A 20,781-nucleotide genomic window follows, 5' to 3' on the forward strand; every position below is an offset into this window, starting at 1 on the left:
TCCCATCACTCGCGGGGCAGTCCGAGGGTGCGCTCGGCGATGATGTTCCGCTGGATCTCGCTGGACCCGGCGTAGATCGTGTCGGCCCGGCTGAACAGAGAGAGCCGCTGCAGGTCGTTCAGCTCGCCGCCGTGCGCGACGAGCCCCGACCTCCCCTGGACGGCCTGCGCCAGCTCGCCCAGCCTGCGGTGCCACTCCGACCAGTAGAGCTTGGCGATCGACACCTCGGGCCCCGGCTCGCCCGCGCCCAGTGTCCGCAGCGCGTTCAGCCGCATGATCTCCAGCTCCAGCCAGGACCTGACGAGCCTGTCGCGCAGGACCGGGTCGTCCGCCGCGCCCGTCCGCTTGGCGGTCTCGATCACCTTGGCCAGCTCGCGCTGGAACCCGATCTGCTGGCCCAGCGTGGAGACGCCCCGCTCGTAGCCGAGCGTGGCCATCGCGACCCGCCACCCCTCACCGGGCGCGCCGAGGAGGTTGCGCCTGTCCGTCCTGGCGCCGTCGAAGAACACCTCGTTGAACTCGGACGTCCCGGTGAGCTGCACGATCGGCCGGACCTCGACGCCCGGCTGGTCCATGGGCACGAGCAGGTACGACAGGCCCCGGTGCCGCTGCGTTCCCGGCTCGGTGCGGCAGAGCACGAAGCACCAGTCGGCGACGTGCGCCAGCGACGTCCACACCTTCTGCCCGGTGACGACCCACTCGTCGCCGTCCAGGTACGCCCTCGTCTGGACGTTCGCCAGGTCGGACCCGGCCTCGGGCTCGGAGTAGCCCTGGCACCACAACTCGTCCCCGCGCTGGATCGGGGGGAGGAAGCGGGCCTTCTGCTCGTCGGTGCCGAAGTCCAGGATGGTCGGGCCGATCAGGCCCTCGCCGATGTGGCCGACCCGGGCCGGAGCGTCCGCCCTGGCGTACTCCTCGTGGAAGGCCACCTGGTCGTCGAGGGAGGCGTCGCGCCCGCCGTACCGTGGCGGCCAGCCGAGGCAGGTCCAGCCGGCCTTGCCGAGGTGGCGCTCCCAGGCCTGCCGCAGTTCGTGGCCCTCGTGCTCGCGGCCGGGACCGCCGAGGCCCCTGGCGTGCGCGAACTCGCCGGTCAGGTTCGCCTCCAGCCAGGCCCGCGCTTGTTCACGCAGGCTCAACGAAGCCTCCGTAGCCGCCGCGGAAGAACACCAGCGGGCCGCCCTCGGCGTGCGTGTCGAGCTGGAGCACCCGGGCCACCACGATCACGTGGTCGCCGGCCGGATGCTCGGCCTCCACGGCGCAGTCGAGCCAGGCCAGCGCGCCGTCGAGGACCGGATTGCCGCCGGGGGAGCCCGTCCAAACCAGGCCGGCGAACTTGTCGCCGCCCTTGGCGGCGAGCTGGGCGCAGACGGGCTGCTGGTGCTCGGCGAGGACGTTCACCGTCACCACCTTCGCGCCGCGCACCCTGGGCCAGCTCGTGCTGGTGTGGGCCACGCAGAAGCCGACCAGCGGCGGGTCGAGCGAGACCGAGGTGAAGGAGTTGGCGGCCAGGCCGCAGGGCTCGCCGCTGACGGGGTCGAGAGCGGTGATCGCGACCACCCCGGTGGCGAATCTGCCGAGGACCTGCCTGAACCGCCGGCTGTCGAGGTGGCCGTTCGCGCGTGGGCCGTTCGGCATGGCGGCTCCGTTGAGGGTCCTGCGCTGCTGGGGGGCCGGAGGGGCGGCACGGCCGTCCGGCGCGATGAGCCGGGCAGCGTGTGCGGTCATGAGGGCCTCCTCCGTCGCCGGATACACTCTACCTTACCAAGCGCTTGCTTGGACGGTAGGCGGGCGGCCGAGAGGGTGTCAACCGTTGACAGCCTTTCGGCGGCCCGCTTAGCGTGAATTGCGTGGCCAAGCGCTTGCTCAAATTTCGTGACCGGACCGCCGTCGCGGGCGTCGGCTACACCGCCTTCAGCAAGAACTCCGGAGTCAGCACGCTGACGCTCGCCTGCCGCGCCGTGCTCGCCGCCCTGGAGGACGCCGGCCTGACCCCCGACGACGTGGACGGCCTGGCCACCCACCGGGTGGGCGACTCGGCGCCGCCCTCGCTGGTCGGCCCGGCCCTCGGCATCCACGACCCCACCTGGTACCTCGACCAGTTCGGCGGTGGCAGCGTCTCGCACGCGGTGGTGGCCCAGGCGGCGCTGGCGGTGGCGGCGGGAGTGGCGGAGACGGTCGTCTGCTACCGGGCGATCAACGCCCGCTCGGAGTTCCGCATGGGCGGCACCGGCCGCGGCGTCCCGCAGACCCCGGAGACCCAGTACCAGGCCCCGTACGGCTACTCCGCCCCGCCGCAGCAGTACGCCATGTACGCCCGCGCCCACATGCTGAAGTACGGCACCCGGGCCGAGCACTTCGGCCACCTGGCGGTCACCCAGCGGGCCAACGCGGTCAAGAACCCCCGCGCCCTCATGCGCACCCCCATCACGCTCGACGACTACCTGGCCAGCCGGTGGATCGCCGAGCCGTTCCGCCTGCTGGACTGCTGCCTGGAGACCGACGGAGCCTGCGCCCTGGTCGTCACCTCGGCCGAGCGGGCCCGCGACCTGCGCCGGCCTCCGGTCCTGATCACGGCGGCGGCCTGGGGCGGCGGCGACTCCTTCCTGTCGGGCGCCGACCCCACCACCACCTCGGCGGCGGCCCTGGCCCCCCGCCTGTACGCGCAGGCGGGGCTCGGGCCGCAGGACGTCGACGTGGCGGAGCTCTACGACTGCTTCACCTACTCGGTGATCGTCCAACTGGAGGACTACGGCTTCTGCGCCAAGGGCGAGGGCGGCCCGTACGTGGCGTCGGGGGCCACCGCCCTGGACGGCCCGCTCCCGGTCAACACGCACGGCGGCTTCCTGTCGGAGGGGTACGTCCACGGCATCAACCACGTCGCCGAGGCGATCTCGCAGCTCCGCGGCGACGCGGGCGACCGGCAGGTCCCCTCGGCGGAGGTCGCCCTGTCCACGGCCCAGCCCGGCTACATCCTCCCGGCCACCTCGGCCCTGATCCTGAGCAGGGGCTGACCATGATGCGACCGAACGTGGACCGGGACTCCGCCGCATGGTGGGAGCGGGTGGCCGGGCACGAGTTCGCCGTGCAGCGCTGCGACCGGTGCGGCACGAGACGCTGGCCCGCGCGGGCGTTCTGCCCCGCCTGCCGGACCGAGGCGTGGGCCTGGGAGGCCGTCGAGCCGATCGGGACGGTGGTGAGCTGGATCGTCAACCACCAGCCCTTCATGCCGGGCCTCGGCACCCCGTACGTCGTGGTGATGGTCCGGCTGGCGGCCGTGCCCGGCGCGCTGGCCTGGGGGAACTGGCACGGCGACGGCGAGCCGCAGGCGGGTCAGCTGGTCGAGGCCGTCTACACGGACGTGGAGAACGGCGTCACGCTGGTGAACTGGCGCCCGTACACGGCGTGACAAATTCTGCCTTCTCGCGCGAAACCGCCACAAAAATGGGCGCGGAGGCTCAGGCTTGGACTATGGCAAACGACGCCTGGACAGAGCCCGGCCACGGCCGGACTGTGGAAAAGGCGGCCTACCGCGCGATGACTGCCCGTGAAGCCCCATAGCGGACAGAAAGGGCGCAATAGCGACAAAGCCCCTAAACACAACTGAACATGTCACCGTAAAAAGAGGAACGCGCGCCCTGGCGGGCGTGGGGGACCCGCCAGGACGCGCTTCCTGCCCCGTACGCGGTGGTTCAGGACTCCGGCGAGGGATGGAGTCCTGCACCGATATTTCGCGTACGGAGTCGGTGGGGGAGTGAACCTCTTGCGAGGGCTCCAGGTGTCGGTGGCTCGCACCGGTCGGGTCGTCGATGGGGTGTGAGACGGTGGCGCCTTCCTCGTGTCAGACGAAGAAGCCGTCCTCGCGCCGCACGGTCAGCTCGGTCGGCACCGTCAGCACGGACGCACCATTCCCCTGGCTCTGATAGGTGTGGGTGAACCCTTGGCGAGGCAACGCGTAACGCAGTAAACGTGGTGCTTCGCGGGGGTCGTACCAGGGCAGGTAACGGCTTACCCGTGCGGACCGGCAACACCGGGCTTCACCCCCTCACCGGCCTTTCGATGGATTTGTACCAACGATTGGATGATGAAGGCGTGAAGGCCGTTCGGTCAAGGGGTTGTGGCTAGCTAGAACCAGATCGTCTAAATTGTTGGAACAAAAGGGGTGAAAGTGGCAAGGTCGGTGCTGTATCAGCTGGTTGCTTCGGAGCTACGAAGGGCCATCTACTCCGGTGCCCTGGGTCCCGGATCGCAGCTTCCGACCGAGGCACAGCTCATGGAAGACCATGGGGTGAGCCGCAACACCGTCAGACTGGCCCTCGGGGAGCTGGTCAACGAGGGGCTCGTCACGCGCACCCCCCGGCGCGGCACCGTGGTCAGAGACCGCAGGCCGCTGCTCATGTACCCGCAGCGCGAACTCGAGCCTCAGCCAACGGATGAGGTTCGCGAGGCCTTCGCCTTCGCCGTCTCACAGGAAGGCCGGGAGCCCAGCCAGCTCATCGAGGTTCTCACCGTGTCTCCTGTGGAGGAGATCGCGAGCAGGCTGGAACTGGCCGAGGGAGAGCTGGCGGTGGTGCGCCGGCGCCTGCGGTTCGTGGACGGCCAGCCGTACAACACCAACGACTCCTACTTCCCTCGGGAGCTCGTCGCCGACACCGAGATCGCCAGGCCGGGCGACATCGCGCGAGGAGCGAACAGGGTGCTGGAGGAGGTCGGTCACGGGCAGGTCCGCGTGGTGGACGACATCTGGGCTCGGATGCCCAACCAGGAGGAAGCCGAGCGTTTGCAGATGGAGTCAGGCACGCCCGTGATGGTGTACCTGCGGGTCGGATATGACAGGGACGATGTGCCAGTGCGTGTCGCGGTGTCAGTGCTCCCCGCCGACAAGCACTTGATCAGATACGAGCTCGACCGCCGCTAAGCGAGCTCGGTTGGGGGTGATCCAACCGGCCGCGCGCAGCGAGCACCGCGCCTCGCTGGGCGGGGGGAACCCTGCGCGTTCCCCCGATTTCGTCATCCATCCATAGCTCGAACCGGTCGCCTCCGGTCCGAGTCTCGCGTGCCGCTGAGTGAGCACGCTCCGTGTTCACTCCGACACAACGTGTAATGAAGGAGTGTAGCATGTACCCGAATACCCTGCTCCACCCGCTGACTCTGCGCCGGGCGGAAGCCGCCGATCTGGAGGGTGTTCTCACCCTCCTCGCCGACACGGCCGAGTGGCTGTACTCCCGAGGGGTCCGGCAGTGGCCCCGTGGAGGTTTCGGCCCGGAGCGGATCGAACCGCTCATCGAGGAGCGGGTGCTGTTCCTGCTGGACGACGAGCTGAGCTTCCTCAGCCCCGACGAGCCGACTCCTCCGGTGGCCACCATAGCGATCGACGGCCACGCCGACCCGGAGTTCTGGACTCCCGCTGACGACCCGGCAGCCGGGCTGTACGTGCACAAACTGGCCGTCTCCCGCGCCTGGTCGGGCAGCGGCCTTGGAGAGGCCCTGCTCGACTGGGCGGGGGCGATGGCCTACGGCTCCGGCCTGACGTGGCTGCGCCTCGACTGCGCCAAGGCGAACCCGCGCCTGCAGGGCTACTACCGCCACTGTGGATTCCGCCACCTGCGCACGGTGGACCTCCCGCACCGCGCCTCGGGCGCGCTCTTCCAGCGTCCGGCCGAGGACGCCGCGATCACCGCCTTCCGCGACCTCAGCTCGGCCGAGCTGATCGTCGCCTAGCCGCGCCCCCGTCCGGACGGGCCCCGCCGCCCGTCCGGCGCGGGACTCCGACCGCCGCGAGGGGCCGCTCGCGCAGGCCGTCGCGGCGGGTTTCCGCGCGCACGTGGCCCTGTCCGGCCTGGGGGAGCGCCTGGTTGGGGTGGGAGGTTCTCTCTGCATTTGGGTCGGAAAGGGGCAGAGCACCATATAACCTCTCCTGCATGACCGGATCCCTCCTCGAGGTGATCGCGCTGAACGTGCGCGACGCCGTGGCCGCCGAGCAGGGCGGCGCCGACCGCCTGGAGGTGGTCGCCGACATGGCGGCCGACGGCCTCACCCCCGCGCCGGAGACGGTCGCCGCGATCGCCGCGGAGTGCCCGCTGCCCCAGATGGTGATGCTGCGCTGCGACGCCGGGTTCGCGTCCGACGCGGACGTGCTGGAGCGGCTGCGGCGCGACGCCAAGGCGCTGGCCCAGGCGGGCGCGGCGGGCTTCGTGTTCGGCTTCCTGGACTCCGCCGGCGCCGTCGACCTGGCCGCCACCGAGGCGCTGATCCACGCCGTCTCGCCGCTGCCCTGGACGTTCCACCGCGCCGTCGACCACGCGGCCGACGTACAGGCGTCCTGGCGGGCCGTGCGGCTGCTGCCCAACCTCGCCACCGTGCTGACCGCCGGCTCGCCCACCGGGGTGGGCGACGGGCTGGACGTGCTCAAGGGACGTGCCGTGGCCGGTGACGGGTCGATCATCCTGGCCGGTGGCGGGCTCAGGCCGTCGCACGTCCCGGCGCTGCTCGACTACGGCATCCGCGCCTTCCACGTGGGGTCGGCCGTGCGGCAGAGCTGGTCGGAGCCGGTCGAGTGGCGCATGGTCCGGCAGTGGCGGGCGCTGGTCGACCGCGACTGAGCCCCAGGGCAGGCGGCGTCGGCCCGGTGGCCGCGCGCTGCGTGACCGCGCCTGAGACTCAGCGTAGGGCGGCGTCGGCCCGGCGCAGGGCGGCCGCCATGGTCTTGACGGTGGCGGGCTCGTCCATGACGCCGCCGCCCGCGTCCCGCTGCTCCTCCCACGCGCGCACCCGTCGGCTGTAGGAGTCGTAGCGGGCCAGGTGGAAGGCGTACACGGTGGCGAAGCGGCTCACCAGGTGCGACGAGTGCATGTCCCAGCCCTGGTAGAAGCCGTGCGCGAGCGAGTGCCGCACCAGCTCGGCGTGCCGCCTCCACAGCGCGTGGACGTCCGCGGCCGAGTCCGAGGCGGGGGAGGCGGCCAGGGAGCCGTCGGAGAGCTCCACGCCGGTGCCCGCGAACGCCGTCTGCATGGCGTGCCGCGCGTGGTCGCAGGCGGGGTGGTCGAGCCGCTGCTCGTGCGGCGCCAGCCCGAGCGACGCGGTGTAGTCGAACACGCCGAAGTGCGCCGCCGCCAGCCTGCCCTGGAGTGACGCGGCCAGCTCGCCGCGCAGGAACCGCACGGTCTGCGGGGCCTCCACCTGGATCTCGAACCGCAGCCGCGGCAGCGCGAGCGCGCCCTCCAGCCGGGCCAGGAACGCCGCGAACTGCCCGAGGTACTCCTCCATCAGCACCTTGGGGAAGGTCACGGTGAACCCGCCAGGAAGCTCGCCCAGCCGCTCGGCCACGCCCGTGACGAACCCGTCGAGCGTGCGCAGCGACCGTGCCGGGTCGCCGTCGGCGAACGACTTCACCCGCAGCCCCCACCGCCGCGGCAGCGTGCCCGCGGCCCGCATCTCGGCCACGGCCAGGACGGCCAGCTCGACGTGGCCGTCCTCCTCGGCAGGGCGCACGCCGTACCCGTCCTCGAAGTCGACCCGAAGGTCCTCCACGGGCTCGCGGGCGAGCTTGCGCAGCAGGCGTGCGTGCACCTCGGCGGCGAGCGCCTCCGGCAGGCCGAACACCTCGGCCACCTCACGGGGGCCGGCCAGGTGCTCCTTGACCAGTTCCAGCGCCTGCCCGCCCCAGTCGGCCACGGTGCCCGCGGAGAAGCGGTCGGCGGGCACGTACACGGTGTGCACCGGCTGCCACGCCACGCCGTCTCCGGGGTAGCGCTCCCGCTGGAGCCGGTACGCCTCCTCGAACCCCGGCACCGTCTGGCCGGTCACGGTGACGCGCATCCTGTTACGGCAGCGGCTGGACGGGCCGGCAGGCGGCGAGCATGGCGTCGAGGCCGACGAGCTTGACCCGCTCGCCCCGGCCGAGGGTCCTGGCGAGGTCCGCCTCGGCCGCCTCGATGGCGAGCCAGTCGTCGTAGGTGACCGGCCGCACGCCCTTGGCCTCGAGCAGCGCGTCGATCGGCGCACGTGGCGGACGCTCCTCGCCCTCCAGGTCCGACAGCAGCGTGCGGACCGTTTCGGCCGCGTCGGACTTGTTGGTGCCGATCACGCCGGTCGGGCCGCGCTTGAGCCAGCCGGAGACGTACTCGCGCTCGCGCACCCGGCCCGCCTCGTTCGGGACGGTCTTGGTCGCGTCGGAGAACGGCACGCCGGGCAGCGGGACGCTCTGGTAGCCGACCGAGCGCAGCACCATGCCGACGGGCAGCGTCTCGAACTCGCCCGTGCCCGTCACCCGGCCCTCGGGCGACAGCCGGGTGCGTTCCAGCCTGATGCCCTCGACGCGGTCCGTGCCGAGGATCTCCACCGGGCGCAGCCAGAAGCGGACGTCCAGGCGGCGGGGGCGGCCGACCGGCTCGCGGGCGGCCCACGACTGCAGCACGTCGATGTTGCCGCGGATCTGCCTCGGGAAGTCGCCACCGAGGACGGCCGCCTCGTCCTTGCGCACGCACACGTCGGCGTTGGCCAGCTCGCCCAGCTCGCGCAGCTCCTTCAGGGTGAACTTGGCGTGCTCGGGGCCCCGGCGGCCGATCATGTGGACGGCCTTGACCTGGCTCTCCTCCAGGCGCTCCAGCACGTCACGCGGCACGTCGGTGGAGCTCAGCTCGGCGGCCGTCTTGGCCAGGACGCGCACGACGTCCACGGCGACGTTGCCGACGCCGATGACCGCGACCTCGGGGCTGTCGAGGGTGAACCGGCCGGGGTCGACGTCGGGATGGCCGCAGTACCAGTTGACGAAGTCGGTGGCTGCCACGCTGCCGGGAAGGTCCTCGCCGGGGATGCCGAGCTTCCTGTCGACCATCGCGCCCGTCGCGTACACCACCGCGTCGTAGGCGCGGAGCATCTCCTCGACCGACAGGTGCGCGCCGAGCGCGACACCGCCCAGGAAGCGCACCTGCGGGAGCTCCAGCACCCGCTGCAGGTAGTTGGCGATCGACTTGATGGACGTGTGGTCGGGCGCGACGCCGTACCTGACCAGCCCGTACGGCGTGGGCAGGCGTTCGAGGACGTCCACCTCCACCGGCTCGGCCGACTGTTTGACCAGTGCCTCAGCCGTGTAGATCCCGGCCGGCCCCGAACCGATGACCGCCACACGCAACGTCACGCTGCCTCCCTATGCCGGCGCTACTGTCTCACGGAGTACTGGGTGTAACCGGCCAGTTCGATCGATGTATCCCCGATCACGGGTGCGAACGAACTCGTCCTTCGTGAATACCGCAAGATCGCGATTTTTCCCGTTATATCCGCCCATGAGGGCGCGCGAACAGAGCGGGAACCCTCCGGGTCCGCCATCGTCCGGCACCCGCCCTTCCCCGTCGCGGATCGGGACATCCACGCCACCACGGGGCCTGTCGGCGTCCTCCGCCGGGCCCGGGGGAGCGGTGCTCGGACCCGGTCCGGCTTCTGTGCAGACACACCGGTTGCGCACGGGCACGCCGTACCTGTCGCGCGATGCCCTGACCAGCTCCGGCGAGAAGGCCCACTTCCAACCTACTCGCCGAGGGTCACTCCGCCACCCGGGCGCGCAGCGCGATCTTGTCGATCTTGCCGTTGGCGTTGGTGGGCAGGGCGTCCACCAGGATCAGCCGTTTCGGCACCTTGTAGTTGGACATGTTGGCCCGCGCCCAGGCGTGCAGGGCCTCGACGTCCACCGTCACGCCCGGCCTGGGCACCACGTACGCCCAGCCCGCCTCCCCCGAGCCGGGGTCGGGCACGCCGACCACGGCCGCCTGCGCCAGTGAGCCCTCGCGCAGCAGCAGCGACTCGACCTCGGCAGGAGAGACGTTGAAGCCGTTGACGATGTAGAGCTCCTTCTTGCGATCGACAATGGCGAGATTTCCGGACTTATCCAGCACGCCGATGTCGCCCGTGTGCAGCCATCCGGCGGGATCGATCACCTCGGCCGTCTTGTCGGGCTCGTCCCAGTAGCCGCGCATCACGCCGTAGCCGCGCTGCAGGATCTCGCCGCGCTCCCCGGCCGCGACCTCCCCGCCGTCGTCGTCCACGATCTTCACCTCGATGCCCGGCACCGGGCGGCCGGTGGTCGCGGCGATCACCTCGACGGGGTCCTCCGCCCTGGTCATGGAGACGACCGTGCCCTCCATCAGGCCGTAGGCGTTGATCACGCGCTCCAGGCCGACCCGCTCGACCAGCCGGGTGATCAGCGCGGCGGGCACGGCCGCGGCGCCGCAGATGGCCACCCGGAGCGACGACACGTCCGGCTCGGCGCGCTCCAGCTCGTCCAGCAGCCGGGAGAAGAGCGTGGGCGGGCCCGCGAGGACGCTCACCCTGCCGGACGCGATCAGCGACACCAGGGCGTCCGGGGTGAACGCGCGGATCGGCAGCATCGTGGCCCGGCGTAACAGGCAGGCGATCAACCCGGCGTTCAGCCCGAAACCATGGCTGAACGGGGCGATCACCGGGTAGCGGTCGTCCTCGCCCAGCGTCACGATCTCGGCCCAGTCCCAGTAGCCGCGCAGGACCTGGGCGTGGTCCAGCATGACGCCCTTGGGGGCGCCGGTCGTCCCGGACGTGGACATGATCTCGCACAGGTCCCCCGGCCGCACCGCCAGCGCCCGCTCCTCGCCGGTGGTCACGTCCGCGCCGAGCGCGCGCAGGTCCGAGGCCGCCAGCCACGAGCCGTCCCGCAGGCCGTCCGGGACGATCACGTGGCGCAGCGCGGGCAGCGGCGGCAGCAGGCCCGCCAGCACCGTCCCGCCGTGGCCCTCGCCCGTGAGCAGCATCTCCGCGCCGGTCCTGGCGATGAGCCCGGCGGCCTCGATGCCCTTGTACCGGGACGAGAGGGGCACGAGCACCCCGCCCGCGTCCCAGATGCCGAGCGCGTGCGCCACCCAGTACGGGTCGTTCACCCCCCACAGGGCCACCCGGTCGCCCGGCCTGACCCCGAGCGCGATCAGCCCCCGGGCGATCCCGGCCGCGCTCTCCCTGAGCCCGGCCATGGTCAGGCGCAGCCCGCCGTCCTCGACCACGGTCGCGTCGGGATGGCGGTCGGCCTGGTCGCGCAGCATGCGGGGGAGCGTCCCCCAGTCCGGCATCGGTCCCATCGGTCGGCGCCTCCTGGTGGGTTCCGCTCCTAGGTGATCAGCGCGCGGTCGCGGCCCAGATGGTGGCCGCGCAGGTCGGTCACGACGCCCGGCGTGACCGTCTCGGAGGTCTCGGACGCGACCTCCACGCCCAGCGAGATCGGCGTCAGCGACCGGACCGCCTGCTGGATCCGCGCCTTCCACATCGGGTTCGCGACCAGGCTCTCCCGGTTGAAGGTGACCGTGAGGACCGCGGCGTCCAGCGTGCCCTGCCTGCTGATCGTCAGCTCCCAGCCGGACACGCCGTCGATCTTCGCCAGCGCCTTGCCGATCCGGGGCAGCGAGAGCCACACGCCGCGCACCAGGACGTGCTCGCCGACCGTGTGCGCGGGTGCGGGCACGTCGTCGCCGTCGGCGCGCGCCGCCTGCCCGGTCCGCAGCACGGCGTCGCCGAGCGTCGCGTGCCGGTGCGGCGTGACCACCAGCTCGGCCAGGCCGGGGCCGGACGCGAGCTCGTCCTTGGCGAGCGCGGCCAGCCCCAGGACGCCGTCGGCGAGCGGTGTCAGCGGCGCGTCCTCCGAGTCACGCCAGGCCAGCGCGCCGCCGCCGAAGGGGCTCGCGTACACCTCTGTGACGCGTGCGGCGAACTCGCCCGCCAGGTGGCCGAGAGTCCGCTTCGTGGCGATCTCCCCGGTCAGGACGATGTGCCGGAGGCCCAGATCCAGCGGGTCCAGGAGGAACTCCAGGTGCAGGCGGGCCAGGAAGTCCATCGCGCCCGTCGGGGTCGCGACCAGCGTCGTCGCCTTCAGCGTCGACAGCGCGTGATGCAGGCGCATGCGCCCGCGCGGGCCGACGGACGCGGCGGCGTGGGCGATGTCCGCGGCGGCCGACGCCCAGAGCGCGCCCGCCGGTTCGGCCAGCGCCACCACGACCCGGTCCCGCTCGCCGACGCCCGCCGCGCGCAGCGCCGACCGGGTGAGCTCCGCCGCGACCGCGCGGTCCTCGGAGCCCATCGGGAAGACGCTGGCGGCGTCGGGGGAGACGAGCAGCAGCCCGGCCGCCGAGCCGCCGGCCGCGCCCAGGTCGTCACGGGTCAGCCAGCGAGCCATCACGCCGTCACCTCGGTCATGAACAGCTTCATCGAGTCGCACACCCGCTCATGCGCCAGGCCGCCCACCTGGGCCTGGATGATCAGATCCGTGGCGCCCGCCTCCGCGATGCGCGCGAGGGCCTTGCGCGAGCCCTCCACGTCGTCCACCACGACCATCAGGTGCTCGCGCAGCGTGGCCATCGACTCCTCCGGCGGCAGCCCGGCCGCGAGCTGGCCGAGCACCCGGTGGGTGGCGTGGCGGGCGTCGTAGTAGTCGGGCGGGGTGACCAGGTTGACCTGGCGGCGGATGTACCACAGGACGGCGTCGGCGGCCGTCGCGGTGGCCTCGTCCCTGGTGGGGGCGACGTACCAGGGGATCATCAGCGCGATCCGCCGGGTGGCCGGGTCGAAGCCGCTGGCCGCCAGGCAGTCGCGGTACTGGGCGATGTCGGCCGCCACGTCGTCGATGCCCTTCAGCATGGTCATCCCGAGCAGGTTGTAGCCGTGCCTGGCCGCGGCCAGGTAGCCCTCCAGGGACGTGGAGGCCACCCAGACCGGCGGGTGCGGCTCCTGCACCGGACGCGGATAGACCGCCACGTCCGGGATCTCGAAGAACTCGTTGGAACGGCTGATCGGCTCGCCGTCGGCCTCCCAGATGGCGAGCGTGGCCTCCAGGGAGTCCTCCCAGATCTGCCGCGACTTCTCGAACGGTCGCTGGAAGGCCTGGTACTCCAGCGGGGACGCGCCCCTGCCGGTGCCGAACTCCACCCGCCCGCCGCTGAGGACGTCCAGCGTGGCGATGCGTTCGGCCGTCCTGATCGGGGACTGGAACGGCAGGAGCACCACGCCGAGCCCCAGGTGGATGCGCTCGGTGCGCTGGGAGATGGCGGCGAGCACCAGGTCGGGGGCGGAGGAGTGGGAGAAGCCGCGGGTGAAGTGGTGCTCGACGAACCAGGCCGTGTCGAAGCCCAGCCTGTCGCCGAGCACCACCTGGTCGATCACGTTCTGGAACGCCTGTCGTTCGACCTCGCGGGTTCGCCCGCGAACCTCCAGCTCGTATCCCAGGCTGATCCGTAGGGACGTCATCGCGCCTCCGGCTAGTTGATGAACCAAGCGCTCGCTTGGGAGAGCGTATCAGCGCCCGGGACTTGCGGGAAGGGCGCGTACGCGATCAGAGTGGATGCTCGTGAGGCGAAAGCACGCGCCACGGCGGCCGAAAGATGGCACGCTCCCTGGCATGGGGGACGACGAACTCTCGCCCACCAGCGCGCGCCGGTACGAAGCCCTCGGGCGGGTGATGGCCGCGCTGGCGTCCGAGGCCGAGTTCATCGAGACCTGCCGCGACCTGACCTGGTGGCGCGCCGCCGACCAGTCCTGGCACGTCGAGTGGCGCGACGGGCCCTACGCCTCCGAGGTCGCCGCCCTCCTCGTCGAGCAGGTGGGCGCGCCCGACGGCTCCCTCGCCACCGCCGCCGGGCCCGGTGGCAGCGCCTCGGCCGTCCTCGACGTCATGGGCGTCCGCTTCGAACTGCGCGCCATCGACCCCATGGGCAGGGCGCGGGTACGCACGCGCCCCGGTTTCTGGCGGCTCGCCGAGGCCCTCGACACCACCCGCCGCACCAACGCCCGCCAGCCCTGGGAGGAACTGCTGGGCGGCTAGGCGTTCTGGTACTGTTGCCGCCGCATGTCGCGCACGACCTAGGAGGTGAGACCCATTACCGCTGTAGCAGGCCGGGTGCTCTCACCTGAGGTCTCCTCGACATAGGGGCCGTGGGGGCGCCCGACGGCATCCCGAAAGGCTTCCCCGTGTCACCTTCCCCCTCTTCGCTCTCCCCGTCCGCCATCGTCGCCAGGCTCCGGGCCGTCGGCTGCGTCTTCGCCGAGGACGAGGCGCGGCTGCTCCTGTCCACGGCACAGACCCCCGACGACCTCGCCGCCATGGTGGACCGGCGCGTCGCCGGCCTGCCCCTCGAACACGTCCTCGGCTGGGCGGAGTTCTGCGGGCTGCGCATCGCCGTGGACCCCGGGGTCTTCGTCCCCCGCCGCCGCACCGAGTTCCTCGTCCACCGGGCCGCCGCCCTGGCCGGCGAGCCGGCCGGGGCGGTGGTCGTCGATCTGTGCTGCGGCTCGGGGGCGCTGGGCGTCGCGCTGGCCGTCGCCCTCGGGCGGGTCGAGCTGCACGCCGCCGACATCGACCCGGCCGCGGTGCGGTGCGCCCGGCGCAACCTCGCCGACGTCGGCGGCCACGCGTACGAGGGCGACCTGTACGAGCCGTTGCCCGCCACGCTGCTCGGCCGCGTCGACGTCCTGCTCGCCAACGTGCCCTACGTGCCCACCGGGGAGGTCGGCCTGCTGCCGCCGGAGGCCCGCGTCCACGAGGCGCGGGTGGCGCTCGACGGCGGCGCGGACGGGCTCGACGTCCTGCGCCGGGTGACCGCCGAGGCGTTCCGATGGCTGGCGCCCGGTGGCCACCTGCTGTTCGAGACGAGCGAGCGCCAGGTGCCGCAGGCCGTCGAGATCGTGACCGGCGACGGCCTGACCGCGACGGTCGCGACCTCCGACGAGCTGTACGCCACGGTCGTCATCGGAACCAGGCCCGCCGCCTGAAAGCGCCGGGCCCTGGAGAGGGGCGGTTCAGCCGGCCCCCTCCAGCACGGTCGCGGCCAGGCGGGCGCGGTGCGCCTGGGGCGGGCCGAACAGCTGCGCGTCCGAGCCGGCCCGCTTGAGGTAGCGGTGTGCCGGGTGCTCCCACGTCACCCCGATCCCGCCGTGCACCTGGATGTTCTCGCCGGACGCCGTCAGGTACGCCTCCGTGCAGTACGAGCCCGCGACCGCCGCGTGCGCCGCCGAGCGGTGCGCCGCCAGGGCCGCCGACCTGGCCGACTCCACGAGCAGCAGGACGTCCGCCAGCTTGTGCTTGATCGCCTGGAACGACCCGATCGGACGGCCGAACTGGCGCCGCCGCCTGGCGTGCTCGGTGGCCATCTCCAGGCACCGCTGCGCCCCGCCCACCTGCTCGGCCGCCAGGGCGGCGACGCCGAGGTCGCGCACCCGTTCCCAGCCCCGCCCGTCGCCCGCCCGCCGCACCGGGACGCCCTCGAAGACCAGCTCCGCCAGCGGCCTGCTCTCGTCCACCGTCCGGTACGGGACGCGCCCCGACGGCGCCGCCTCCACCAGCCGGCCGCCGGCGTAGACGAGCACCACCTCGCCCTCCAGCGCGTACGGCACCCGCCCGGTGAGCCGTCCCGACTCCAGCCGCAGCTCACCGTCGCCGGGCAGCACCACGGTCGCGGTCACCGCCCCCTCGGCCAGTGCGGGCAGCAACCGGGACATGGCCGCCTCGTCCCCGCCCGCCTTGACCGCCTCGACGGCCAGCACGGCCGTCTGCAGGTAGGGGTGCGGCGACAGGGCCCTGCCCAGTTCCTCGGCCACCACCCCCGTTTCGGCCGGACCGCATCCCGCTCCGCCGTACCGCTCGGGGACGGCCAGCCCGGCGACCCCCAGATCCCGGGCGAACGCCTGCCACGGCGCGCCGGGCCGGTCGGCGAGATAGGCGCGGACAACGGCGCGCAATTCCTCGGTGTGATCCACCGACATAGCTTAACCAAGCGATTGTTCAACTTAAATACGGTTAACCGGAATTTGCCTTTTCTGTAGGGCCACATAATCTGGGCATGGCCATCCCCAAAGGTTCGCGGGGGATGGATGACCTGGGATGGAGATGGACGAAACCGCAATCGACTATGCCGACTTCGCCGAATACGACCGGCGACAGCGCGGCATAGAACGTCATGTGCTGGTGGCCTTTGTAGGAGGACTGGTCGTCGGCCTCGTGGGCATGCTCATCTCCGGTAAGGGCCCGGGCTGGCTCGGGCAGCTTTACGACCCCTACGCCTATCTGGCGCTGGCGGTGGCCGTGGGGGTGAGCGCGTCGGGCTTCGGCTGGGCGCTGCTGACCACGTTCCTGGCGGCCGTGTCGACGCTCGTCGCGGCCATGGGCGGCAGCGCCCTGCGCGGCGACCTGGCCTTCGACGTCGTCGGCGGCAGCGCCGCCGGGCTGAACTGGACCCTCGCGATGCTGGTCGGCCTCGGCCTGCTCGGCAACGTGACCCGCCGGATGGACCGCTGGGGAGACCTCGCGGCAGGAGCCGTCGGGGCCGCGCTGCTGGTGGACGTGATCGACCGCGCGACGCCGGGCTTCATCGACACCGAGCGGGCGTTCTGGCCGGGCCCCGCCATGGTGGTCGGCGCCCTGTCGCTCGCCACGGTGATCGCGCTGCGCCGCGACACCCGCGGCCGGGCCCGCGCGCTCTTCCTGTCGATCGGCTGCGCGGGCCTGTTCGCCGTCGGCCTGGCGGCTGTGCTGGCAGGATGGCTCCACGTCGGGGGATAACGCCGCGCGACAGGCCGCCCCGAGTCGATAGCCTGTAATCCTCACATCCGGGCTCGAGCAAGGAGTAGCCGTGTTGCTGCGCATGTCGTCGTTGTTTCTTCGCACCCTGCGGGACGACCCGGCAGACGCGGAAGTGCCGAGCCACAAGCTCCTGGTCCGCGCCGGTTACGTCCGGCGGGTCGCGCCCGGCATCTACTCGTGGCTGCCCCTCGGCAAGCTGGTGCTGGAGAACGTCGCCCGCATCGTCCGCGAGGAGATGAACCGGATGGGCGGCCAGGAGGTGCTCTTCCCCGCCCTGCTGCCCCGCGAGTACTACGAGGCCACCGGCCGCTGGACGGAGTACGGCGACACGCTCTTCCGCCTCCACGACCGCAAGGGCGCCGACTACCTTCTCGGCCCCACGCACGAGGAGCTCTTCACCGACATGGTCAAGGGCGAGTACTCCTCGTACAAGGACTACCCGGTCACGCTCTACCAGATCCAGACCAAGTACCGCGACGAGGCCAGGCCCAGGGCGGGCATCCTGCGCGGGCGCGAGTTCGTCATGAAGGACTCCTACTCCTTCGACCTCGACGACGACGGCCTCAAGCACTCCTACGAGCAGCACCGCGACACCTACATCCGCACCTTCGACCGGCTCGGCGTCAACTACAAGATCGTGTTCGCCACGTCGGGCGCGATGGGCGGCTCGGCCTCGGAGGAGTTCCTCGCGCCGACCCCCACCGGCGAGGACACCTTCGTCGCCTGCCACTCCTGCGGCTACGCGGCCAACGCCGAAGCCGTCACCACCACGCCCCCGGCCGCCCGCTCCCTCGACGGCCTGGAGCCGCAGCAGGTCCTCGACACCCCCGGCACGCCCACCATCGAGAGCCTGGTGTCGTACGTCAACGAGCACCACGGCCTGTCGATCACCGCCGCCGACACGCTCAAGAACGTCGTCGTCAAGGTCGCCACCCCCGGGTCCGACAAGGTCGAGACGCTGGTCATCGGCGTGCCCGGCGACCGCGAGGTCGACTTCAAGCGCCTGGAGGCGTCGCTCGCCCCCGGCGAGCCCGCCATCTTCGAGGCCGAGGACTTCGCCAAGCACCCCGGCCTGGTGCGCGGCTACATCGGCCCGCAGGTCCTGCGCGCCCTCGGCATCCGCTACCTGGTCGACCCCCGCGTCGTCACCGGCACCTCCTGGGTCACCGGCGCTAACGAGCCGGGCAGGCACGCCGCCAACGTGGTGGCCGGGCGCGACTTCGTCCCCGACGGCACGATCGAGGCCGCCGAGGTGCGCGCCGGAGACCCCTGCCCCCGTTGCGGCTCCCCGCTGTCGATCGACCGCGGCATCGAGATCGGCCACATCTTCCAGCTCGGCCGCAAGTACGCCGACGCCGCCGGGCTCGACGCGCTCGGCCCCGACGGCAAGCCGATCCGCATCACGATGGGCTCGTACGGCGTCGGCGTGTCACGGGCCGTGGCGGTCGTCGCCGAGCAGCTGCACGACCAGCTCGGCCTGGTGTGGCCGCGCGAGGTGGCCCCCGCCGACGTGCACATCGTCGGCACCGGCAAGGAGAACCAGATCGAGGTGGCCCTGGAGCTGGCCGGCGAGCTGGAGTCGCGCGGCCTGCGCGTCCTGGTCGACGACCGGGCGGGCGTGTCGCCGGGCGTCAAGTTCAAGGACGCCGAGCTCCTGGGCATGCCCACCATCCTCGTCATCGGCCGCGGCCTGGCCTCGGGCGTCGTGGAACTGCGCGACAGGGTGTCGGGCTCCAAGGAGGAGATCCCGCTCGCCGAGGCCGCCGACCGCATCGTCGCCGCCTGCTCCTAGCCACGCGGGCCTGTACGGCGGGGCACCCGCCGTACAGGCCCGTCGAGGCGCGTGGCGTCAGTCCATGGCGGCGGGCAGCGCGATCCTGCCCCGGCGGCGCAGCAGCGCCGGGCCGACCAGGCAGGCGGCCGCGACCAGCAGGATGACACCGGACGGGTGACGAACACCGTCGGATCGCCCTCGCTGAACGCCGGCGCCCGCCGGAACTGCACCTCCATCAGCGGCCCGAGCACCGCGCCCAGAATCAGCGGCGCCACCGGGTAGCCCGCCGCCGCAGCGCGTTGACTCCGCTGTCTTCGTGTAGTGCCTTGGGCATGGCGCCACAGCCTGGACATATATCCCGTCGCGGACAAGAAGATTGACGCCAGCGCGGTAATGTGCAGGGTGCCCGTCACGCTCCTCCTGCCCTCCCCCGACTCGAACTCGATCACCGTCGGCGTATCACCGCTCGCCGAGCTCAGCGCCTGCCTGCACGCCCTCGACGAGCCAGGTCACCACCCCGCCGCGGCGCGCTGGGTGGCCAGGGCGCACACGGAGATCGACGAGGACCTCCTGGTCAGGGCGACCGCGTGGGCGCCGCTGTGGAGCGCCTTCCGGGCCCGGTACCTGCTGCCGCTGTCGCCTGGCCGAGCCAGGTCGCTCGCGGGCGAGCTGGCCGAGATCGAGGCCCTTCCGATCGGCGACTTCACGGCCATGACCCTGCAGGCGCTCATCGGCAAGAACGGCGCCGGGGTCGGCGAGAACGTGCTGCACCGGCTGAGGCTGATCTCCTCCAGCAGGGTGGAGCTGGGCACCCGGTTGTACGACGACCCGCAGGGCTTCAGGCGGGAACTGACCGCCTTCCTCGAGGCGTTCGCCGCCGCGGCGTTCGACGCGGAGTGGCCCGCGCTGCGTGCGGCCCTCGCGGCCGAGGCCGCGGTCCGCGAACGCGCGCTCGACCAGCGTGGCGCGATGGTGATCGCCGACTTCCCCGCGGCCAGGGCCGTCGACCGGCGCCGGATCGTCCTGGACAAGCTCTACAACGCCACCGCGCGCATCGACGCCGACCGGCCGTGCCTGCTCGTGCCCACCCTTCACGGCCGGCCGCATCTCGTCGTCAAGCACTATCCGGGCTACCCCGTCGTCATCCAGTACGGCGTCGGCACCTCGGCCGGACCGTCACTGGAGACCGCGCGGCACCGACTGGCCGTCCTGCAGGACCCGACCAGGCTCAAGCTCTGCTACGCCATCCTGCGCAACCCGGTGGCCACGGCCGAGCTCGCCACCCAGCTCGGCATGACCGCGCCACAGGTGTCCAGGCACCTGCGCAAGCTCAGGGAGGCCCAGCTGGTGCACGTCCACCGGCGGGGTTCGGTGGTCTACTACCAGCTCGACGCCGAGGCGATCGAGCGGCTCGGCTCCGACCTGCTGTCGGTGCTCCACCGATGATCGTCAGGTGCCCCCCGGCATCCCGGGGAACGCCGTGGTGATCTTGGGCTGGAGGGCGTACGACCTCCCGGTCGACTCCTGCATGGCCAGGGCCGCGTACTTGCGCAGGGAGAGATCCTGGGCCGCGGCCAGTTCCAGATAGGCGGCGGTGACGCCGGTCTCCACTTGGACCGCGAGGGTGATCGCCTGGCTCGCCGTGGAGGGGATCAGCGGGAGGGCGTAGGAGGCGGCCGGCTCCGCGGGCCTGGCGCCGCGCGAGGTGAGCAGGGTGCGGAGCTGGTCGCGGCGGGCCCGGTGGGCGTCGAACGCGGTGGTGACCCTGGCGCGGAGCGCACCCGTGGTGCGGGCGCCGATCAGCCCGTACGCGAACACCGCCGCGTGCTCGGCGGACAGCGCCTTGCCGAGCTTCTCGACGTCGCCGGCGTTTCCGGGCGCCCGCGCGGCGTCGGCGCTCACGGCGGCGTCTCCGGGCGTCCGCATGCGGCCGGCGCTCACAGCGACCTCGGCAGGGCCAGGACGTGGGCCGCCTCGCAGGCGCCGATGCTGGCGATCAGCTGCGCGAGGGCGGGAGAGGCGTCGGCGAGCTGGCGGGTTCTCTGGGCCGCCGATCTGCGCTCGAGGTCGCGGAGTTTGGGGAGGGACGTCTTCGGGGTGGCGGTGGGGGTGGGCTGCGAGGGGGACGGGGTCGTGGGCTTCGCGGAGGGCGTCGCCGGGCGGCGGTGCTTGCGGAGTTCGTCCAGGTGGGCCTGGTGGCGGTCGCGGAACGGGGCGAGCGCGTCGTGGCCCGCCGCGACCAGCGAGGAGTACAGCGCGACCGTGCGCTCCTTGTCGGCGATCAGCGTGCGCAGCAGGACCTGCTCGGGAGGCTCCGTGACGGGAGAGGGCCGCGGGGAGCCTGAGGTGCTGCAGGCCGTGACCGCTGCGGCGGCCGCTCCGCCCGCCAGCACGGCTCGCCGGGTGAGGGAACGCGGGCGCACGAGCG

The 20,781-nt window shown here is 72.3% G+C and carries 21 protein-coding genes; 11 read left to right on the plus strand and 10 right to left on the minus strand.

Translation table 11 applies throughout. From position 1 onward, the window contains the following. Positions 1-5: 5 nt before the first annotated feature. Positions 6-1,136 (minus strand): acyl-CoA dehydrogenase family protein, encoded by a 1,131-nt coding sequence (locus tag ABT294_RS11970; RefSeq protein WP_350805358.1) that lies wholly within the window; start codon positions 1,134-1,136, stop codon positions 6-8. Continuing rightward, the gene (locus ABT294_RS11975) at positions 1,123-1,725 is read right to left on the minus strand and encodes a flavin reductase family protein (protein WP_502912016.1); all 603 of its coding nucleotides are present in this window, start codon (positions 1,723-1,725) and stop codon (positions 1,123-1,125) included. Before ABT294_RS11975 ends, ABT294_RS11970 begins: the two co-directional genes overlap by 14 nt. Positions 1,726-1,847: 122 nt before the next feature. On the opposite strand from ABT294_RS11975, the gene ABT294_RS11980 reads away from it, so the two are divergent. From ABT294_RS11980 to ABT294_RS12000, 5 genes are all read left to right on the plus strand, one after another. After that, complete coding sequence (locus ABT294_RS11980; RefSeq protein ID WP_350805359.1) at positions 1,848-3,011, plus strand: thiolase C-terminal domain-containing protein; 1,164 nt, start codon at positions 1,848-1,850, stop codon at positions 3,009-3,011. A 2-nt stretch (positions 3,012-3,013) separates the two neighbouring features. Continuing rightward, positions 3,014-3,406: a Zn-ribbon domain-containing OB-fold protein gene (locus ABT294_RS11985; RefSeq protein ID WP_350805361.1), complete on the plus strand. Its 393-nt coding sequence runs from the start codon at positions 3,014-3,016 to the stop codon at positions 3,404-3,406. A gap of 771 nt (positions 3,407-4,177) precedes the next feature. After that, positions 4,178-4,915, plus strand: a complete 738-nt coding sequence (locus ABT294_RS11990; protein ID WP_350805362.1) for a GntR family transcriptional regulator — start codon at positions 4,178-4,180, stop codon at positions 4,913-4,915. A 200-nt stretch (positions 4,916-5,115) separates the two neighbouring features. Continuing rightward, positions 5,116-5,718 (plus strand): GNAT family N-acetyltransferase, encoded by a 603-nt coding sequence (locus tag ABT294_RS11995; RefSeq protein ID WP_350805363.1) that lies wholly within the window; start codon positions 5,116-5,118, stop codon positions 5,716-5,718. A 200-nt stretch (positions 5,719-5,918) separates the two neighbouring features. Beyond that, on the plus strand, positions 5,919-6,599 hold the full coding sequence (locus ABT294_RS12000; RefSeq protein WP_350805364.1) for a copper homeostasis protein CutC: 681 nt from the start codon (positions 5,919-5,921) through the stop codon (positions 6,597-6,599). 58 nt (positions 6,600-6,657) lie between these two features. On the opposite strand, the gene ABT294_RS12005 is transcribed toward ABT294_RS12000, so the two are convergent. The 5 genes from ABT294_RS12005 to ABT294_RS12025 all read right to left on the minus strand — a co-directional run bounded on the left by ABT294_RS12005 (position 6,658) and on the right by ABT294_RS12025 (position 13,251). After that, positions 6,658-7,815 carry a DUF6986 family protein gene (locus tag ABT294_RS12005; protein ID WP_350805365.1) on the minus strand — a complete coding sequence of 386 codons (1,158 nt, stop codon included), beginning with the start codon at positions 7,813-7,815 and terminating at the stop codon, positions 6,658-6,660. 4 nt (positions 7,816-7,819) lie between these two features. Then, complete coding sequence (locus tag ABT294_RS12010) at positions 7,820-9,136, minus strand: FAD-dependent oxidoreductase (protein WP_350805366.1); 1,317 nt, start codon at positions 9,134-9,136, stop codon at positions 7,820-7,822. 400 nt (positions 9,137-9,536) lie between these two features. Then, positions 9,537-11,096 (minus strand): AMP-binding protein, encoded by a 1,560-nt coding sequence (locus ABT294_RS12015; RefSeq protein WP_350805367.1) that lies wholly within the window; start codon positions 11,094-11,096, stop codon positions 9,537-9,539. A gap of 29 nt (positions 11,097-11,125) precedes the next feature. Beyond that, positions 11,126-12,184, minus strand: coding sequence for a phenylacetate--CoA ligase family protein (locus ABT294_RS12020; RefSeq protein ID WP_350805368.1), 1,059 nt, complete (start codon positions 12,182-12,184; stop codon positions 11,126-11,128). Beyond that, entirely contained in the window at positions 12,184-13,251 is a 1,068-nt protein-coding gene (locus tag ABT294_RS12025; RefSeq protein WP_350805369.1) for an LLM class flavin-dependent oxidoreductase, read from the minus strand. The genes ABT294_RS12020 and ABT294_RS12025 overlap by 1 nt, the downstream gene beginning before the upstream one ends. Positions 13,252-13,402: 151 nt before the next feature. Here ABT294_RS12025 and ABT294_RS12030 point away from each other — a divergent pair, with 151 nt between their 5' ends. Together ABT294_RS12030 and ABT294_RS12035 are read left to right on the plus strand one after the other, a co-directional pair. Further along, positions 13,403-13,825: a hypothetical protein gene (locus tag ABT294_RS12030; protein WP_350805370.1), complete on the plus strand. Its 423-nt coding sequence runs from the start codon at positions 13,403-13,405 to the stop codon at positions 13,823-13,825. A 146-nt stretch (positions 13,826-13,971) separates the two neighbouring features. Continuing rightward, entirely contained in the window at positions 13,972-14,772 is an 801-nt protein-coding gene (locus tag ABT294_RS12035) for a putative protein N(5)-glutamine methyltransferase (RefSeq protein WP_350805371.1), read from the plus strand. 27 nt (positions 14,773-14,799) lie between these two features. Here the strand turns inward: ABT294_RS12035 and ABT294_RS12040 are convergent, their stop codons facing one another. After that, positions 14,800-15,762 carry an acyl-CoA dehydrogenase family protein gene (locus tag ABT294_RS12040; protein WP_350805373.1) on the minus strand — a complete coding sequence of 321 codons (963 nt, stop codon included), beginning with the start codon at positions 15,760-15,762 and terminating at the stop codon, positions 14,800-14,802. Positions 15,763-15,886: 124 nt separating this feature from the next. On the opposite strand from ABT294_RS12040, the gene ABT294_RS12045 reads away from it, so the two are divergent. From ABT294_RS12045 to ABT294_RS12060, 4 genes are all read left to right on the plus strand, one after another. Then, positions 15,887-16,558, plus strand: a complete 672-nt coding sequence (locus tag ABT294_RS12045) for a hypothetical protein (RefSeq protein WP_350805375.1) — start codon at positions 15,887-15,889, stop codon at positions 16,556-16,558. A 70-nt stretch (positions 16,559-16,628) separates the two neighbouring features. Then, positions 16,629-18,371, plus strand: coding sequence for a proline--tRNA ligase (locus ABT294_RS12050; protein WP_350805377.1), 1,743 nt, complete (start codon positions 16,629-16,631; stop codon positions 18,369-18,371). 51 nt (positions 18,372-18,422) lie between these two features. After that, entirely contained in the window at positions 18,423-18,635 is a 213-nt protein-coding gene (locus ABT294_RS12055) for a hypothetical protein (protein ID WP_350805379.1), read from the plus strand. 120 nt (positions 18,636-18,755) lie between these two features. Then, positions 18,756-19,799, plus strand: a complete 1,044-nt coding sequence (locus ABT294_RS12060) for an ArsR/SmtB family transcription factor (protein ID WP_350805380.1) — start codon at positions 18,756-18,758, stop codon at positions 19,797-19,799. Between the two features lie 3 nt (positions 19,800-19,802). Here the strand turns inward: ABT294_RS12060 and ABT294_RS12065 are convergent, their stop codons facing one another. Both ABT294_RS12065 and ABT294_RS12070 read right to left on the minus strand, forming a co-directional pair. Next, entirely contained in the window at positions 19,803-20,279 is a 477-nt protein-coding gene (locus ABT294_RS12065) for a ferritin-like domain-containing protein (RefSeq protein WP_350805383.1), read from the minus strand. Positions 20,280-20,290: 11 nt separating this feature from the next. Then, on the minus strand, positions 20,291-20,776 hold the full coding sequence (locus ABT294_RS12070; protein WP_350805385.1) for a hypothetical protein: 486 nt from the start codon (positions 20,774-20,776) through the stop codon (positions 20,291-20,293). Positions 20,777-20,781: the final 5 nt, after the last annotated feature.

The sequence above is a fragment of the Nonomuraea sp. NPDC000554 genome (assembly GCF_040300065.1).
GTDB lineage: Bacteria > Actinomycetota > Actinomycetes > Streptosporangiales > Streptosporangiaceae > Nonomuraea.

Excerpts from the sequence above, each read along its gene's own strand:
- ABT294_RS12040 (WP_350805373.1), bottom strand. The coding sequence starts at position 15,762 with ATGTCGGTGGATCACACCGAGGAATTGCGCGCCGTTGTCCGCGCCTAT.
- ABT294_RS12025 (WP_350805369.1), bottom strand. The coding sequence starts at position 13,251 with ATGACGTCCCTACGGATCAGCCTGGGATACGAGCTGGAGGTTCGCGGG.
- ABT294_RS12000 (WP_350805364.1), top strand. The coding sequence starts at position 5,919 with ATGACCGGATCCCTCCTCGAGGTGATCGCGCTGAACGTGCGCGACGCC.
- ABT294_RS12020 (WP_350805368.1), bottom strand. The coding sequence starts at position 12,184 with ATGGCTCGCTGGCTGACCCGTGACGACCTGGGCGCGGCCGGCGGCTCG.
- ABT294_RS11985 (WP_350805361.1), top strand. The coding sequence starts at position 3,014 with ATGATGCGACCGAACGTGGACCGGGACTCCGCCGCATGGTGGGAGCGG.
- ABT294_RS12030 (WP_350805370.1), top strand. The coding sequence starts at position 13,403 with ATGGGGGACGACGAACTCTCGCCCACCAGCGCGCGCCGGTACGAAGCC.
- ABT294_RS12015 (WP_350805367.1), bottom strand. The coding sequence starts at position 11,096 with ATGGGACCGATGCCGGACTGGGGGACGCTCCCCCGCATGCTGCGCGAC.
- ABT294_RS12065 (WP_350805383.1), bottom strand. The coding sequence starts at position 20,279 with ATGCGGACGCCCGGAGACGCCGCCGTGAGCGCCGACGCCGCGCGGGCG.
- ABT294_RS12045 (WP_350805375.1), top strand. The coding sequence starts at position 15,887 with ATGGACGAAACCGCAATCGACTATGCCGACTTCGCCGAATACGACCGG.
- ABT294_RS11975 (WP_502912016.1), bottom strand. The coding sequence starts at position 1,725 with ATGACCGCACACGCTGCCCGGCTCATCGCGCCGGACGGCCGTGCCGCC.
- ABT294_RS11995 (WP_350805363.1), top strand. The coding sequence starts at position 5,116 with ATGTACCCGAATACCCTGCTCCACCCGCTGACTCTGCGCCGGGCGGAA.
- ABT294_RS12005 (WP_350805365.1), bottom strand. The coding sequence starts at position 7,815 with ATGCGCGTCACCGTGACCGGCCAGACGGTGCCGGGGTTCGAGGAGGCG.